General features: G+C 26.1%; 13 protein-coding genes and 2 pseudogenes. 6 read left to right on the plus strand and 9 right to left on the minus strand.

Annotated elements, in window-relative coordinates:
* Nucleotides 1-307: 307 nt before the first annotated feature.
* On the plus strand, nucleotides 308-1165 hold the full coding sequence (locus AAHM82_RS06660; RefSeq protein WP_342263407.1) for an HAD family hydrolase: 858 nt from the start codon (nucleotides 308-310) through the stop codon (nucleotides 1163-1165).
* Between the two features lie 152 nt (nucleotides 1166-1317).
* Here AAHM82_RS06660 and AAHM82_RS13865 read toward each other — a convergent pair whose 3' ends face one another.
* The 4 genes and pseudogenes from AAHM82_RS13865 to AAHM82_RS06675 all read right to left on the minus strand — a co-directional run bounded on the left by AAHM82_RS13865 (nucleotide 1318) and on the right by AAHM82_RS06675 (nucleotide 4474).
* Nucleotides 1318-1710, minus strand: a complete 393-nt coding sequence (locus AAHM82_RS13865; RefSeq protein ID WP_342264845.1) for a transposase family protein — start codon at nucleotides 1708-1710, stop codon at nucleotides 1318-1320.
* Nucleotides 1707-2147 (minus strand): transposase family protein, encoded by a 441-nt coding sequence (locus tag AAHM82_RS13870; RefSeq protein ID WP_342263396.1) that lies wholly within the window; start codon nucleotides 2145-2147, stop codon nucleotides 1707-1709. The genes AAHM82_RS13865 and AAHM82_RS13870 overlap by 4 nt, the downstream gene beginning before the upstream one ends.
* A 659-nt stretch (nucleotides 2148-2806) precedes the next feature.
* A pseudogene (locus AAHM82_RS06670) lies at nucleotides 2807-4029 on the minus strand (IS256 family transposase).
* Nucleotides 3989-4474, minus strand: coding sequence for an IS1/IS1595 family N-terminal zinc-binding domain-containing protein (locus AAHM82_RS06675; protein WP_342263408.1), 486 nt, complete (start codon nucleotides 4472-4474; stop codon nucleotides 3989-3991). The pseudogene AAHM82_RS06670 and the gene AAHM82_RS06675 overlap by 41 nt, the downstream one beginning before the upstream one ends.
* Nucleotides 4475-4768: 294 nt before the next feature.
* Between AAHM82_RS06675 and AAHM82_RS06680 the strand changes: the two genes are divergently transcribed.
* From AAHM82_RS06680 to AAHM82_RS06695, 4 genes are read left to right on the plus strand one after another with little or no spacing between them, the layout of a single operon-like run.
* Nucleotides 4769-5044, plus strand: a complete 276-nt coding sequence (locus AAHM82_RS06680; protein WP_342263409.1) for a hypothetical protein — start codon at nucleotides 4769-4771, stop codon at nucleotides 5042-5044.
* A 12-nt stretch (nucleotides 5045-5056) separates the two neighbouring features.
* Nucleotides 5057-7879: a protein translocase subunit SecDF gene (gene secDF / locus AAHM82_RS06685; RefSeq protein WP_342263410.1), complete on the plus strand. Its 2823-nt coding sequence runs from the start codon at nucleotides 5057-5059 to the stop codon at nucleotides 7877-7879.
* A 25-nt stretch (nucleotides 7880-7904) separates the two neighbouring features.
* Nucleotides 7905-8417 (plus strand): adenine phosphoribosyltransferase, encoded by a 513-nt coding sequence (locus tag AAHM82_RS06690; protein ID WP_342263411.1) that lies wholly within the window; start codon nucleotides 7905-7907, stop codon nucleotides 8415-8417.
* A 19-nt stretch (nucleotides 8418-8436) separates the two neighbouring features.
* Complete coding sequence (locus AAHM82_RS06695) at nucleotides 8437-10662, plus strand: RelA/SpoT family protein (RefSeq protein ID WP_342263412.1); 2226 nt, start codon at nucleotides 8437-8439, stop codon at nucleotides 10660-10662.
* Between the two features lie 229 nt (nucleotides 10663-10891).
* Here AAHM82_RS06695 and AAHM82_RS13875 read toward each other — a convergent pair whose 3' ends face one another.
* Nucleotides 10892-11284, minus strand: coding sequence for a transposase family protein (locus AAHM82_RS13875; protein WP_342264845.1), 393 nt, complete (start codon nucleotides 11282-11284; stop codon nucleotides 10892-10894).
* Nucleotides 11281-11721, minus strand: a complete 441-nt coding sequence (locus AAHM82_RS13880) for a transposase family protein (RefSeq protein ID WP_342263396.1) — start codon at nucleotides 11719-11721, stop codon at nucleotides 11281-11283. The genes AAHM82_RS13875 and AAHM82_RS13880 overlap by 4 nt, the downstream gene beginning before the upstream one ends.
* Before the next feature lie 669 nt (nucleotides 11722-12390).
* Between AAHM82_RS13880 and AAHM82_RS06705 the strand changes: the two genes are divergently transcribed.
* Entirely contained in the window at nucleotides 12391-12630 is a 240-nt protein-coding gene (locus AAHM82_RS06705; RefSeq protein ID WP_425289010.1) for a transposase family protein, read from the plus strand.
* Here the strand turns inward: AAHM82_RS06705 and AAHM82_RS06710 are convergent.
* From AAHM82_RS06710 to potB, 3 genes and pseudogenes are all read right to left on the minus strand, one after another.
* Nucleotides 12627-13854, minus strand: a pseudogene (locus AAHM82_RS06710) (IS256 family transposase). The gene AAHM82_RS06705 and the pseudogene AAHM82_RS06710 sit on opposite strands and share 4 nt — an antisense overlap.
* 190 nt (nucleotides 13855-14044) lie before the next feature.
* Nucleotides 14045-16453, minus strand: a complete 2409-nt coding sequence (locus tag AAHM82_RS06715) for an extracellular solute-binding protein (RefSeq protein WP_342263413.1) — start codon at nucleotides 16451-16453, stop codon at nucleotides 14045-14047.
* A complete protein-coding gene (gene potB, locus AAHM82_RS06720) occupies nucleotides 16446-17402 on the minus strand; it encodes a spermidine/putrescine ABC transporter permease (RefSeq protein ID WP_342263414.1) in 957 nt (318 codons plus the stop codon). Before potB ends, AAHM82_RS06715 begins: the two co-directional genes overlap by 8 nt.
* Nucleotide 17403: the final 1 nt, after the last annotated feature.

Below are 17403 nucleotides of genomic sequence, written 5' to 3' on the forward strand. Positions count from 1 at the left end.
AAAGGAAGTAAAATGACTTAAATTTTAATTAAAATTTAAGTCATTTTTTATCTCTAAAATTGTAAGATCACACACAGTTATTAGACTATGCTTCTCTTAATTGATTTCATAATACCATATTTTGTATTATTAAAATTAAAAATTTTTTACAACAAAAATCATACATAAGAAATATATACTTAATTTGAATATTGAAATAATTTATAGTAAATGATTATTTTTTCTTTTTTTAAAAAATACCTAAGAAAACTAAACGCGACCCCATTTTGTTAAAATCTAAAAATTGTAATATATGTTATAATTATTTGTGAAAAATATAAAATTAGAAAAGATAAATGGTGTTATAATGAAAATTAAGTTAGTTGCTTTAGATTTAGATAAAACATTATTGAAAAATCATTTTGAGTTACATCCAGAAAATATTATTGCTGTGAAGCAAGCACAAGAACTTGGTGTTAAAGTAATTATTGCTACAGGCCGTTCACCGCAATCTAGTTATAAATTTGCTCGCGAATTAGGTTTATATGAAACTAGTGAGCATATGGTATGTTTTAATGGTGCCTATGTTATTAATTTAAGAACTGGTGAGTTATTAGTTGATAAAGAAATAGCATCAGGTACTATTAAGCAAATTATTAATTTAGCTAAAAATTATAAAGTTGCTTTTTGAGGTTATAGTGTTGATGGTAATATTGGTTATATTTTAAAGAAAACTTTTAAAATTTGATTAATTCAAAAGTTAAATCATCGCAAAATTGTTAAAGTTAATGAAAATTCTGATGTTAGAATGTATAAAATTTTATTATTAGGTAAGAGTAAAAGAATTAATAATTTAGCGCTAGAATTAGAAAAGTTACAAATTGCTGAAATTGCAGTTTCTGATAAGGGAAAATCTAGGATGATTGAGGTTAATGAATTAAATATTAATAAAGCAAGTGGAGTTAAACATTTAGCTAAGATGTGAAATATTAATCGTGAAGAAGTTATGGCGATTGGTAATGGAATGAATGACTATAAAATGGTTGAATGAGCTGGTTATGGAATTGCAATGAAAGATAGTGAAAAACCATTATTAGCAATTGCTAATGATATTACTGATACTCATAATAATGATGGCGTTAGTAAAGCAATTCATAAATATATATTAGACTTCTTGCAAAATTAATATGATAATTATAATTTTTAAATTTAAAATAAATATAAAAGTGTTATTAAAATAATTTTTAGATTATTTTTACAAATATTTTGTCATTAAAACATAATAAAAATTATTATTTACAATAAAAAAAGACTGAAATTTTAAATTATCAAATATATTTAAACTAATAGTTGTAAATTATAAATTGAAGCTATTAAATTAAATCTTAAAGCAAATCTTTTTCTACGATTTCGATATTTTTCACTAATAATTTTAAATTTTTTAAGTATAGCAAAAACATTTTCAATAACAATTCTCATTTTTGAAATTCGCTCATTATTTTGCTTTTCTTCTTTATTTAAAGGGTTTTTCTTTGATTTTCTTTTAGGAATTAAAACATTATGATTAATTTTTTGTATGCCTTGATAACCTAAATCCACTAAAACAGTTGTTTCTGGTAAAAATTTAATTTTTGAATCTTTTAAAATTTTAAAGTCATGGTTTTTACCATAAGAAAAATCAGAACTAATAATTTTTTTACTATCTTTTTCAATTATAACTTGTGTTTTTATTGTGTGTTTTTTCTTTTTTCCTGAGTAGTGCTGTTTTTGTCTTTTTTTGGGCGTTGGATTTGGCTTTCAGTTACATCAATTATAACAGTCTTATCTTTGAAATAATCTTTTAATAGTGATTTTTGACCAGTAAGTTGTTGAAAATTAGGGTGTTTTATTAAAGTGTCTTCAATTCATTTGATATTTCTATAACAACTACTTTCACTAATATCATAACTTTTTGCAATATGAAAATAAGTTCTATATTCTCTTCAATATTCTAAAGTCATTAAAATACGATTTTCTAATGATAATTTATTGGTTCTTCCGCGACGAAATCTCTTTTTTAATTCTTCTATTTTTAAAATTTCTAGCATTTTATTAAAAGTAGTATGTTTAATACCAGTTAATCTTAAAAAATTTTTATCACTTATTTGATTATTTTTTTTAAATTTCATTTAAATTCCACCTTTTTATTAAAAACAACAATTCAATTATATTTTAAATTAATTTTGCAAGAAGTCTATTAGATGTTAACTAAGATGTTATAAAAACTCTTAGTTTTTTTAATAAAATAGTTGTACACTTTTTTATTTTGCTAAACTTAATTTAAGTATTAAGAATATTGAAAAATAAACTATATTTTAAGGTGAGTAAAATGCGTGGTTGTGGGTTGTTTTGCGAAAATTTTTTTAGCATTCCTGCTATGTTCAACAGGTATTATTACTAGTATTAATAGTTTGGGATTAACTGCTTATTAGTGAAGAAATTGTGTTAAATCCAAATACGGTAATTATTGCATTTAAGGAGCGCTTTGACAAAAAAATTAAGCAATTAGATTTTTTACTAGCAGAGAAACTTACTGTTCCCGTTTTATGAAGAAACAATTAAAGTAAGAGAATTAAAGTTAACTTGATTTGATAATTCTTTATTTGCTAAAGAAAATATTAATGCTATGTTAGATAAGCTTTTTGTGTAAGGTAACAACAGACATTTTAGACCAGTAAGAATGCTCCTCTTGACAATAATTTTTTTTAATTTTGTCGAAAACTCTTGATAAAATTAGAAGAAAATTTGAAAAATTTGGGACTGTACAATTAACTGTGTCTCTAAGTAATTAACTTAAATTCACTCTGTCTTCAAATTTTATCATTAAATGTGAAATTGCACTACCCCAATTTTGAATTGGCATCGTTCATTTCTTAACCATATTTTGAAATGCTAAATAAAATATTTTAAAAACTGATGCGTCATTAGGAAAAATCTTTTTATTCTTAATGACTTTTCTTAATTGACTATTAACAGATTCAATCGCATTAGTTGTGTAAATAATTCTTCTAAATTCCTGAGGATATTCAAGAAAAATTATTAAATTATTTCAGTTATTTTTTCATGATTTAGTAATTTGTGGATACTTTTTATTTCATTTTTCTGAAAAATGATCTAAAGCAATTAACGCTATTTCTTCATTAATTGCTGTATAAATTGATTTTAAATCATTAGCTACAAGTTTGCGATCTTTGTAAGGAACAAATTTTAAACTATTGCGAATTTGATGAACAATGCATAATTGATGCTGTGTTTTTGGGAAAACAGCTTCTATTGCATCAGACATCCCAGTTAAATTATCACTACAAGCAACAAGAATATCTTGTAAGCCACGATTTTTCATTTCCGTAAGATTATTAAGTCAAAATTTGGCTCCCTCATTCTCGCTAATTCACATTCCTAAAATATCTTTTAAACCATCTAAATTAATTCCTAAGGCAAGATAAACTGCTTTATTTATTATTCGTTTATCTTGCTTTACTTTAACAACAATACAATCAAAATAAACAATCGGATAAATCTTCTCTAAAGGTTTAGTTTGTCACATTTTAACTTCTTCAATAACATCATCAGTTATTTGACTAATTAAACTTTCTGAAATTTCTGCTCCGTGATAGAATTCTTGCAATTGTGCTTTGATATCAGAAATTGTCATTCCTCTTGCATATAAAGAAATTACTTTTTGATCAAAGTTATCTCAAATCTTCTTTGTCTTTTCGGAATAATTACTGGTTCAAAAGTACTATTTCGATCTCTTGGTACATCAATTGCGATTGAACCATTTTTAGTAATAATGGTTTTTTGTGTGTTGCCACTTCTTTTATTATGATTCTCATCAGTTTCAAGATAATCTTTAATTTCCGTATTTAACATTCGTTCAGTTAATTTTTTGGTAAATTCCTGAAAAATAGTATTGCCTTTAAATAAATCTTGTGGATTATCAATATTTTCTAAAAAATAATCAACAACTTTATCAATTGCGTCAGGTTCTTTTTTTATTTTTTTTGTCATTTTCTGTTCTCCTTCTTTTAAGTAGAATTCAGAATGAATTATCGAGACACAGAATTTTGGACAGGCTCGTTTTTTTTAATGTAGTTTTAATAAAACGAGAAATTGTTTTACTAGATTGCCCCAGCAATGAAATTTGAATCAATAAATTTCATTGTTCATAATTTAAATGACTTCAATAAATAAAATGATTACGAAAAGCGTCAAAACTTGCACGGCAATTTTTACATAAATATTTTTGTTTTCCTTCTGAATTATGTCCATTTTTAACGCAATGGTAAGATTCACATTTAGGGCATTTAATACCTTGCGCTCTAAATTTTTGATCAATTTCATTTAACCGTTTTTGTTTTTTTATTAATTCTGCTTGTTGTTTGACTTTTTCATAAAATTCTAAAAATTGATCATCTGTTAAAGTATTTACTAGTTCTTGAATTATTTTTTCCATAATTATTATCCACCTCTATCATATTAAAAATATACCTAAAATTAAGTATATTCAATAAATATCAAGAGTTTTCGAAAAAATTAAAATTTTTTACAACAAAAATCATACATAAGAAATATATACTTAATTTGAATATTGAAATAATTTATAGTAAATGATTATTTTTTCTTTTTTAAAAAATACCTAAGAAAACTAAACGCGACCGCTAGCGACAATTATTTTTTCACTTTTAAAAATTATACTGTATAATTATACATGATTTGACAATAAGGTTGGAAAAAGTAATGGAAAATAATGGAAAAGTCTTATTTGTATAGTTATGTTCTTAAATTATTAGAATTAAAAACTATGGAATTGAAATTAGAAATTTCTTCGTTGTCAATCCTTGATGTGGCAACTTATTATCTGGAAGTGATTTTGCATAAACGGCAAGTTACTAGTTTGCAACAAGCGACATATGATATATTTAATATTAAACCAAATATTGTTATTGAATATATTAATAATAAATTAATTACTGATAAAACAATATCGTTAGATGATTTTAAAGAAATGTTTGAAAAGAAATAATGAGGTATAGATATGGAAAATAATATTAAAGGAACGCAACGAAACCTTTGAATTCAATTCGGTTTATTTATTATTTTAATTTTAAGTACTATTGCTGGTTTAATTACGGGTAGTTTTTTTGTTGATAATAATTTTCGTTCAGGAATGTTAGTTGGTGGGGCATATCAAACAATTGTTAGTTATGAAAATGCGAAAAATCGTCATGAGGCTGTTAATACTTTGCAAGATAAAATTGATCCTTTAAGAAAAAAACTAATGGATATTAGTCGTTTTACTAGTAATATTGAGGGAAGTCGTTTAAATGTTATCGTTCCGCAAGCTAATTATGGTAATATTGCTGATTTTTTACGCGATGTTGAACGTAGCGGATCAATTTTCTTTTTAGATGATAAAGGTGATGATTTACTTGTTGGTACAGGGACAGGTGAAACTTATAAGCCAGCAAAGAAGGATGGTAAAAGAATTGTTTTAAAAGATTTTATTGATAGTAGTTCAATCAAACATTCTTTAATTTCGGGAATAAATAAACCATCAATTGAATTCAAAATTAAAAATTTAGAGTTATATAATGCGATTTTAAAATATCAAGATAAAAAGTCAGTTTATGTTTGACAAGATTTAGGGCAAATGCTAGATGAGATGCGTAGCAATTATAACGATTTGATAAAACTTAGAAAATTTATTAATGCTAAAGCGGTAGCTTTACAAGGTGGTGAAGCGCAAGAATTAAGAAATGCTCTGCGAAATCTTTTAACGGCTAGTGTTCGTAATCCTGAAAATGGTGATGTTAAAGAAGTAAATTTAGCTGATCAAGGTGTTAATACGGATTCTGATATTTATAACTATTTTCAAAATGGTGATGTTACTTTTAATGAGGTTCTTAGTTATAATAAGAATTCGCCAAATAGTGATTTAACAATTGATATTAATAATGAAGATGATACTTATGATAAGCAAAACTATTTAAATCCGTTTCGTCCTTTTTTAGTAGAACTTGTTAATAGTGAATTTAAAGATGTTATGAATAACAAATATAAAAATAAGTATTTAATTACATCTTCATCATTACAGCTTAAACCTAATAATAGTGATAAAGTAAGTGATATTGCTTTTATTGAAATTAGTGGTGAAGAGGCAGCCGCTGGTTTAGCTAAGATTTTTAGTGCTGGCATTAAAGGAATTGCCTACCAAGTTGAGTCATATTCAGTATCCGATACCGTAATTAGTAATGTTACAAAGGTGATGATGATTATTACTGTTAGTGTTATTTTGTTAATAACATTAGTTATTTTGGCAGTATTTTATCGTGTTTTGGGTCTTATTTTGGGTCTTATTTTAGCAACAACAATGGTCGTTGCAATGGTTGTGTTTAATGTTTTATTAGGGATTTATGGCTGAGAAGTGTTTATTGCCATGCTGATAGGTATGATGGTTACTTTAAGTAGTAGTATTATTTTATTAGAACGAATGAAAACTGAGTTTAATGGGGGTAAATCTTTAATTCAATCTTTTTTAGATGCTAATCGAAAATCAATATCAACAGTTTTTGATACGACTGTTTTGCCGTTGATAATTAGTTTCTTTATTTATTGATTTGGAACCGGTATTATTAAATCGTTTGCGATTATGCTAATTATTAGTATTTTAGGAGCTTTTATTTTTGGTATTGTTTTAATCCGAGGAATTTATTATTCGCTATTATCGTTAAACTGGATTAATAGCCGTCAAAATTTAGTAATGATTAATTCTATAATTATAAAACAAAAAATTCATCATGTTATTAAAAAGCTTGGTTTTAATCGGATAACGCAATTTTCTAAGAAATTTAGTTATCAAAAAAGTTTTAAATGATTAGTTTTACTTTCTACGATTATTATTTCGTGTGGTGTTATTGTTGTTACAACTGCGGGACCGGGTACTAGTTTAGAATTTACGCGGGGAACAATTTTTCAAGTGCAAACTTCTGGACATAGTATTACTACGAGTGCTGATGAGACGTTTCTAAAAGCGATTGCAGAAACTAAAAATGAAATTATTAGTAAATTTAAAACCGATTATTCAGCAGATAGTTATTCTCTAGCAGTATTTAAGCGTAGCGAAGATGGTGGATATAATATTTTTATTAAAACTTCCTTAATTGATAATAAATATGTTAACTCTTTACAAACTTGGTTATCAGAAAATAATTTCCAATCTGAAATTAGAATTAATGATGTTAGTTATGGTTCTTTATGAAATGAAACTAGTGGTAGCGTTGTCATTAATGGGGTTATTGTGTTAGCAGTTATTATGGTGATTATTCTAATTTATTTAATTATTCGTTTTGATTGAAGTTTTATTCTACCATTAATATTGACAATTATTCATGATGTTTTATTAACTTGTTCTTTGATAATTATTTGTCGTTTTGAAGTAACGATTGAAGTTGTTACAGCTATTTTAGCAGTAGTTATCTTTGCTATTTTTCATAAAATAATTATCTTTGACCGTGTTCGGGAAAATAAAATTGGTTTGGATAGTACGAAAATGAATAAGAGTAATTTATCGGATTTGGTAGATACGGGATTTACAATGACTTTAAAAAGTAGTTTAATTGTTTTATCGTTAGTCTTGTTATTGTCAATGGCGTTATTTGTTATTGGTCAAAATATTGGAGCAGCATTTGGTCTTTTATTAGGTAGTGTTATTGGTATTTATTCTTCAACAATTTTATTGCGATGATTATGAGTATATTTTGCTAACATTAAAGGAAAACTTTTACGAAATAAAAAGCAAAAAATTTATAACTCATTAACTGGACCTGATGAGCAAATTGTTATCGGTGTTAATGATTAATAATGTTGGAAGGATGAGTTAGTTAATGGATTTAAAAAAATTAATAATTGATGTTCCTAATTTTCCAAAACCAGGAATTCAATTTAAGGATATAACACCATTATTGGCTAATGGTGTAGCATTTAAGCAAGTTGTTAAACAATTAGAAGAAATTGTTAAATCATTTAAACCGGATGTTATTGTGGCACCCGAAGCCCGAGGATTTATTTTTGCAACTCCGGTTGCTAGTGCATTGGGATTGGGATTTGTTCCCATTCGTAAGTCAGATAAATTACCGCGAGCAGTTATTCATAAAAGTTATGAATTAGAATATAATAAAAGTACTTTAGCAATTCATAAGGATGCGATTGTTCCCGGAATGAAAGTTGTTATTGTTGATGATTTGTTAGCCAGTGGTGGTACGATTGATGCCATTATTAATTTAATTGAAGAATTACAGGGTGAGGTTATTGCCGCGGTATTTGTTATTGAGTTGACTAGTTTTAAAGCTCGCGAACAATTTCCTAATTTAAAAATTGAAAGTTTAATTCAGTATTAAAATAAGTGAGTTTGATATTATGAAATCGATAACATTTAAACAAGTTTTAGATAAAGTTAAAACCTATATTAGTAATGAAAAAGATATTGAGGAAATAAAACGCGCATATGCCTATGCTTATAATAAACATGATCAGCAGTTAAGAAAAAGTGGTGAACCTTATATTAATCATCCTTTATGAACAACTTATTATTTGGCAACATGGCATATGAATTTAGCAACATTAATTTCTGGTTTATTACATGATGTGTTAGAAGACACACCAACAACTTTTGAAGACTTGAATAAAGAGTTTGGTATTGAGATATCAACTTTAGTTGAAGCGGTCACGAAAGTATCTTATTTTGCTAAAATGAATCGTAGTGAAATTAAATCTAATTATTTGAGAAAATTATATTTAAGTATGGCGCATGATATTCGTGTTATTGTTATTAAGTTAGCAGATCGTTTGCATAATATCCAAACAATTGAATATTTGGAACCAGAAAAACAAAAAGTTATTGCGAAAGAAACTTTAGAAGTTTATTCTTCAATTGCGCACCGGTTAGGGATGCGACAAGTAAAAAGTCTTTTAGAAGACTTGTCTTTCGCAATTTTAAATCCTGTTGAATATAAAAGAATTTCTCGCAATGTTGATTTGGAAAAAGAACATTTAGAATCATTAATGGCCGTAATGATTAACAATATTAAGTCATTATTAGATAGTAAAAATATTAAAGCAACAATTTCTGGTCGTAGTAAAAGTATTTATTCAATTTATCGTAAGATGTATTATTTTGGGCGTAAATTTGAAGATATTCATGATTTATTAGCGATAAGAATTATTACTAATACGATTGATGAATGTTATACGATTTTAGGTTATTTACATCAGCAATTTCCGCCTTTACCGGGAAGATTTAAGGACTATATTGCAACACCTAAATATAATTTATATCAGTCATTACATACAACAGTAATTCAAGATGCAACAATTTATGAGATTCAAATTCGAACTGTTGATATGGATGAAAAGGCAACTTATGGAGCAGCATCGCATTGGAAATACAAAGAGGGCGAAATCTATAATACTAAAAAACGCCAAGCTGATATTGATGAGCGCTTAGATATTTTTAATCGGATTTTAGATTTAGAAAATATTAACAATGAAGAGTTAGAAAGTAATGAAAAACCAAATATGGAGTTAGCCGTTAAGAGTGATATTTTTACTTCTTTAATTTATGTTTTAACTCCTAATGGTAAAGTTATTACTTTGCCTTTTGGGTCAACAATTTTAGATTTTGCATATAAAGTTCATACTGATATTGGTGAGAAAACTACGGGTGGTAAGATTAATGGTAACTATGTTTCTGTTAGTACTGTTTTAAAATCTGGTGATGTTGTGGAAATTAAAACTAGTAAAAATATGCGACCATCCCGTGACTGACTAGTTATTGCTAAAACTAGTTATGCATTGCATAAAATTAAAAGATTTTTAAAAAAACAAGAACAAGAATTTGATGAAACTCATAAAGATAATGAATCTAAAAATCTTAAAAAAATTAAAAATGTTAAAAAAGCAATTGATGATGTTTTAACGCAACGGAAATTAAAATGAAAGTTAGTTTCCCAAAAAGAACTAATGCATCGCTTAAAGCAATTAAAATATCATACTTTAGAAGATTTTTATTTAGATGTTGCCAATAAGAAATATCAACTTGATGATGCGATTAATCTTTTATTAGCAAGTAATGAAACTAGTCCTAATACTTATTTAAATCATCTTCAAGAAAAAAAAGTTGAAAAAATTAACTTAAAAGATGACATTATTGTTAAAGGTGCTGATAATATTAAAGCAACTTTAGCTCATTGTTGTATGCCAGTGCCGTTAGAATCAATTACGGGATATGTTAGTAAACTTGGTGGGATTCGTGTGCATCGCGTTAATTGCCATAATATTCTTCCAGAAGAACGCCAAGGACGACTTTTGGAAGTGTGATGGAATGAAAATGTCGTTAAGCGGCATCAATATTATAGTAATATTAAAGTAATTTGTTATGACCGTGATGGTTTAATGGCTAATATTACCAATATTCTTGCTAATTTAAATGCTTCGATTCAACAAATTCATATTGAAACAAGTTCAGATAATAAATACAGTATTAATCTTGTTATTAAAATTGCCAACAAAGTTCTTCTTCAACAATTGCTGTCATCATTACGACAAATACCCCACGTGTACGATGTGGTTGTAATGGAAAACTAGATATACAGTAAAATAAGTCTCTAACAAAGGAATTTAGCTAGAGACTTATTTTTTTATTAGACTTCTTGCAAAATTAATATGATAATTATAATTTTTAAATTTAAAATAAATATAAAAGTGTTATTAAAATAATTTTTAGATTATTTTTACAAATATTTTGTCATTAAAACATAATAAAAATTATTATTTACAATAAAAAAAGACTGAAATTTTAAATTATCAAATATATTTAAACTAATAGTTGTAAATTATAAATTGAAGCTATTAAATTAAATCTTAAAGCAAATCTTTTTCTACGATTTCGATATTTTTCACTAATAATTTTAAATTTTTTAAGTATAGCAAAAACATTTTCAATAACAATTCTCATTTTTGAAATTCGCTCATTATTTTGCTTTTCTTCTTTATTTAAAGGGTTTTTCTTTGATTTTCTTTTAGGAATTAAAACATTATGATTAATTTTTTGTATGCCTTGATAACCTAAATCCACTAAAACAGTTGTTTCTGGTAAAAATTTAATTTTTGAATCTTTTAAAATTTTAAAGTCATGGTTTTTACCATAAGAAAAATCAGAACTAATAATTTTTTTACTATCTTTTTCAATTATAACTTGTGTTTTTATTGTGTGTTTTTTCTTTTTTCCTGAGTAGTGCTGTTTTTGTCTTTTTTTGGGCGTTGGATTTGGCTTTCAGTTACATCAATTATAACAGTCTTATCTTTGAAATAATCTTTTAATAGTGATTTTTGACCAGTAAGTTGTTGAAAATTAGGGTGTTTTATTAAAGTGTCTTCAATTCATTTGATATTTCTATAACAACTACTTTCACTAATATCATAACTTTTTGCAATATGAAAATAAGTTCTATATTCTCTTCAATATTCTAAAGTCATTAAAATACGATTTTCTAATGATAATTTATTGGTTCTTCCGCGACGAAATCTCTTTTTTAATTCTTCTATTTTTAAAATTTCTAGCATTTTATTAAAAGTAGTATGTTTAATACCAGTTAATCTTAAAAAATTTTTATCACTTATTTGATTATTTTTTTTAAATTTCATTTAAATTCCACCTTTTTATTAAAAACAACAATTCAATTATATTTTAAATTAATTTTGCAAGAAGTCTATTTTATTGTTTTAATTTGTTAGCAACTATGTTTCCTAGTACTATCTTTCTTACAGTCCTTGCAATTATGTCCCTCAGAACAAGAACATTTGCAGTCCGTACACTTGTTCATTTTATTGCCTCCTTTCTCCTGATGTAGAATAGATAGATGAAAAATAACTTATATCAATGATAAAATTATTGCTCGCTTTTTGTGGTTATATTTTTCAGTCTCAGATATTTATGCTTTAATTTTATTTTTTCAAATTCAGGGGTGCTTCATATATCAGTTTTTTTTCATAAATAAATTTTTTCTAAATTAATTAAATTAAAAAAAAATTATATTTTTTAGTAGCAAAACAAACAAATTCTACTTTATGTGTAACTAAAACAACAATTAATCCTGAAGCGGTCGCGTTTAGTTTTATTAGGTATTTTTTAAAAAAGAAAAAATAATCATTTACTATAAATTATTTCAATATTCAAATTAAGTATATATTTCTTATGTATGATTGTTGTTGTAAAAAATTTTTAATTTTGTCGAAAACTCTTGATAAAATAAAAAAAATCATCAACTTGATAATTTTAAAAGACTTTTATGTAAAATTACTATTTTTTTTATTTTATCAAGAGTTTTCGACAAAATTAAAAAAAATAATCCTTTAAATCCAGATAAAAAGGAATATAATAGCTTTTTAAGTAAAGTTAGAATTGTCATTGAACATGTTTTTGCTAGATTAAAAAGATTTAAAATACTAGTTTATCGTTATCGCAATAAGATTAGAAGATTTGGATTACGATTTAACTTAATTTCAGGAATATATAATGGGACTGTACAATTAACTGTGTCTTTAAGTAATTAACTTAAATTCACTCTGTCCTCAAATTTTATCATTAAATGTGAAATTGCACTACCCCAATTTTGAATTGGCATCGTTCATTTCTTAACCATATTTTGAAATGCTAAATAAAATATTTTAAAAACTGATGCGTCATTAGGAAAAATCTTTTTATTCTTAATGACTTTTCTTAGTTGACTATTAACAGATTCAATCGCATTAGTTGTGTAAATAATCCTTCTAAATTCTTGAGGATATTCAAGAAAAATTATTAAATTATTTCAGTTATTTTTTCATGATTTAGTAATTTGTGGATACTTTTTATTTCATTTTTCAGAAAAATGATCTAAAGCAACTAGCGCTATTTCTTCATTAATTGCTGTATAAATTGATTTTAAATCATTAGCTACAAGTTTGCGTTCTTTGTAAGGGACAAATTTTAAACTATTACGAATTTGATGAACAATGCATAATTGGTGCTGTGTTTTTGGGAACACAGCTTCTATTGCATCAGACATTCCAGTTAAATTATCGCTACAAGCAACAAGAATATCTTGTAAGCCACGATTTTTCATTTCCGTAAGGATTATTAAGTCAAAATTTGGCGCCCTCATTCTCGCTAATTCACATTCCTAAAATATCTTTTAAACCATCTAAATTAATTCCTAAGGCAAGATAAACTGCTTTATTTATTATTCGTTTATCTTGCTTTACTTTAACAACAATACAATCAAAATAAACAATCGGATAAATCTTCTCTAAAGGTTTAGTTTGTCACATTTTAACTTCTTCAATAACATCATCAGTTATTTGACTAATTAAACTTTCTGAAATTTCTGCTCCGTGATAGAATTCTTGCAATTGTGCTTTGATATCAGAAATTGTCATTCCTCTTGCATATAAAGAAATTACTTTTTGATCAAAGTTATCAAATCTTCTTTGTCTTTTCGGAATAATTACTGGTTCAAAAGTACTATTTCGATCTCTTGGTACATCAATTGCGATTGAACCATTTTTAGTAATAATGGTTTTTTGTGTGTTGCCATTTCTTTTATTATGATTCTCATCAGTTTCAAGATAATCTTTAATTTCCGTATTTAACATTCGTTCAGTTAATTTTTTGGTAAATTCCTGAAAAATAGTATTGCCTTTAAATAAATCTTGTGGATTATCAATATTTTCTAAAAAATAATCAACAACTTTATCAATTGCGTCAGGTTCTTTTTTTATTTTTTTTTTTTTTGTCATTTTCTGTTCTCCTTCTTTTAAGTATAATTCAGAATGAATTATCAAGACACAGAATTTTGGACAGGCCCTATATAATTTTGAATTAAGCTAGTTATAGTTATGTACCAAGTCTTTTGAAATTTAATTAATAAACTATTTTTAAAAAATAAATAAGGGAATGACAAATTTGTTAATTGTCATTCCTGATAATCTAATAACCGCCTAAACCAGCACTTATTACCCGCGTATAGGAATCAGTAATTTCCTTAATAAATTTATTTTGAAAACCAGCATCAGCAGTTTGAATATCAGTAACTCATTGACCATTAATAAAATTAACAACTGGTAAATAAATACTAGCAACAGATTTATACTCATCATTAACAATATCTTGTGTATCTTTAAACAAAGGCGTATTATAACCAAATTCTAATGATAACTCTGTTTGTACTTTATCTTGTAAAACAAATTGTAAAAACTTATATGCTAAATCCTTATTAGAACTATGTTTAGTAATCATCGCCACATCAGCTCAAACATTTGTTCCTTGCGGTGTTAAAACATCTATATTAGATATTCCTGTTGTCGAATCAATCTTTGGAATTGCTTTTCGTGGTCGCACACTTTTAAAATTACGATCACGAATATTTTGATTTTTATCATAAAACGAAGCAACAGCATCACCATTATACATTACGGCAATATCAAATAAACGACTAGACTCCGGATCATATGGGGCTGAAAGACTATTAACAATTTCATCACTTTGTAAAGTAACATTATTCTTATAATCAACAATTAATTCCTTTAATAATTTTGTTGCAAATTCAACATCTTCTTTTCTTTCGGGATTAACTGTTTGATTAATTCTTTGAAATGCTAAACCATATAAACTACGAAAATCACTTAATGCAAAAACATTTTTACCTTCTCGGGCAGCTTGTCATATTAATTCTCATGATACTGTTGTCGGATTTAAATATTCTTCTTTTTTTTCATCATTAGTAGTTAAAATTTCAACACCTTTTTCAATTAACCAATTTTTAGTTTCTGGTTTTTCAAAGTTCAATAATATTGTTAAATCACCTCAAAAATAAGGAACAGCATAATCACTTAATAATCCCTTTTCTGTTTTATAACCATCAGCAGAAATTACTTTTTTAATACCATAATCAAGATAAGTTCATAAACTATCTACTGGCTTTGTACCATCTAAATCTGAACAACTATTCCCACTAGAAACCTGATCATTACCAATTGGCATTAAGCGACTTCAATCCAATTTTTCAACCTTATTTTCAGCAATAAGTCTTGAAGCCATATAATCAGAAGGAACAATAACATCATAATCAGTAGTAAACATTTTATTATATAAAACTTCATTCTTATCATAAGTTTCTACCTTCATCTTAATGTTATGTGCCATTTCAAATCTTTCCACAACCGAACTATTAATATATTCTCCTCAAATTCCTAATTTAAAATCATAAAGATTATTTTGCACATAAACAAATGTTAAAGCTCCTAATGAAGTAAAACTTAATGCCACAATAATAATTGCTCGTCAAGGTCAACGAACTAATCAATAATATTTCTCTCGCCTTTTCTCACTAATTCGTTCTTGTCGTTTATCGCGACGAATAATTTGTGCCTTTTTTGATTTAATTCATAACTTTTCTTTATCAACTTTAATTTCTAAATGAAAAATTTTTCGTTTTAATTTTAAAATATTAAGATTTTTTACAAGATTAAGATTATTTAACTGCAAATATAACTGCAATAGTTTTCTTTCACTATTAACAATAATTTTAGCCCGATATTTTTCTGTTAAAATTTTATGATTTCGTGACTTAATCTGTGTACTAACAATGGTATAACAATTTCAACTTAAAACTAAAATCGCCACAATTGAAATTAATATTGTGGCAAAAGCATTAACAACCGGTGTTAATCGTTTTAAAGTATAAATATATGTGGCAACATTAGTTACATTGCCACCTGTAAAATAAGAAATAATAAAATCATCAAACGACATCGCAAAAGAAATAACACTAGCAGCCACAATAGCGGGTCAAATTAAAGGTAAAATAACTTTTCTTAAAGTATATCGTGGACTAGCACCTAAATCTAACGATGCTTCAATAATTGATGGATGAACTCTTCTTAATCGTGGTAAAACCGTAATAATTACATAAGGAATATTAAAAGAAATATGTCCTAAAATTAAACTAAAAAGACCAAACTTAAAACCTAAAGCAATAAACAACATCATTAACGATACCGCAGTAACAACATCAGCATTAATTAAAGGAATATTAGAAATATTTAATGTTAACGATTGCGTTACTTTTTTAGCTTTACTAACGCCAATGGCAGCTAAAGTTCCAATAATAACTGAAACAATTGTTGCAATAACCGCTACTAACAAACTAGAAATAATTGATTCAAGAAACAACCGATCTTGAAAAAACTTTTCATATCAAGTTAATGAAAAATTACCATTAAAATGTGTTAAGCTTCGCTCATCATTAAAAGAATAAAAAATTAAAATACTAATAGGCACATAAATAAATAATAATACTAAAAGTAAATAAGAACTTTTAAAGATTTTTTTAATCATTATTTCGTCCTGCCTTACCATAAATTCTTTTCCCTAATAAGTGCAACACAATAACTAATAATAAAATTATAAATCCTAAAAATACTGAAATTGCAGCTGCTAAACCAAAATTAGCACCTTGAAAAAAATATGCTTCAATAATAGAAGATATTAAAGTAATTTTTTCTTGCCCCATATACTTAACAACAATTAAACTTGTTGCTGCTTGTAATAACATAAAAATAATTCCAGCAATAATTCCTGGCATTGAATAACGAAAAGTAATTCTTCAAAATGTTTGATAAGGACTAGCGCCTAAATCTTTACTCGCTTCAATTCAACTACGATCCATTTTATCTAAACTATTAAATATAGGAATAATAACAAAAGGAATAAACATATAAATCATTCCAATAACGATTGCTATTGATGTTCCTAATAAGTGCACATTAGTTATTCTTTCAATTAAATCAAACATGGTTTTTAAACCAATAGTTTTTACTAACATATTAATTCAAATTGGTAATGTTACTAATATTCAAATATTTTTTGATACTAATTTTGACTTTGAAAATGCCATTAAATATGCAACTGGATAACCAATAAGAATGGCAAAAAATGTCGCAACAGTTGCATATAATAATGAACGACCTAGTGATGATAAAAATGATTGCTCATAAAAAAAACTTTTAAAATTATTTATTGTAAAATCAAAAATTAAAACATCATTAGTAGGACTAATTAGGGAATATAGTAAAAGAATAAAAAGTGGTGCAACAATCAATAATATCATTAAAATAACATAAGGAATCATTAATGGGACTCAACTATTATTACTTTTTTTAACAAAACGATTTTCCTTAATATTTTGTAAATTCTTTTTAAAATTTTCTTGTAGTCATTGAAAACGAATTTTGACATTATATGTTATCCGACTAAAAAAGTTATTTTTATCTTTATCTTTTTTCACC

Origin of the sequence: Spiroplasma endosymbiont of Clivina fossor, assembly GCF_964031115.1 — a bacterium.
Classification (GTDB): Bacteria; Bacillota_I; Bacilli_A; order Mycoplasmatales; family Nriv7; genus Nriv7.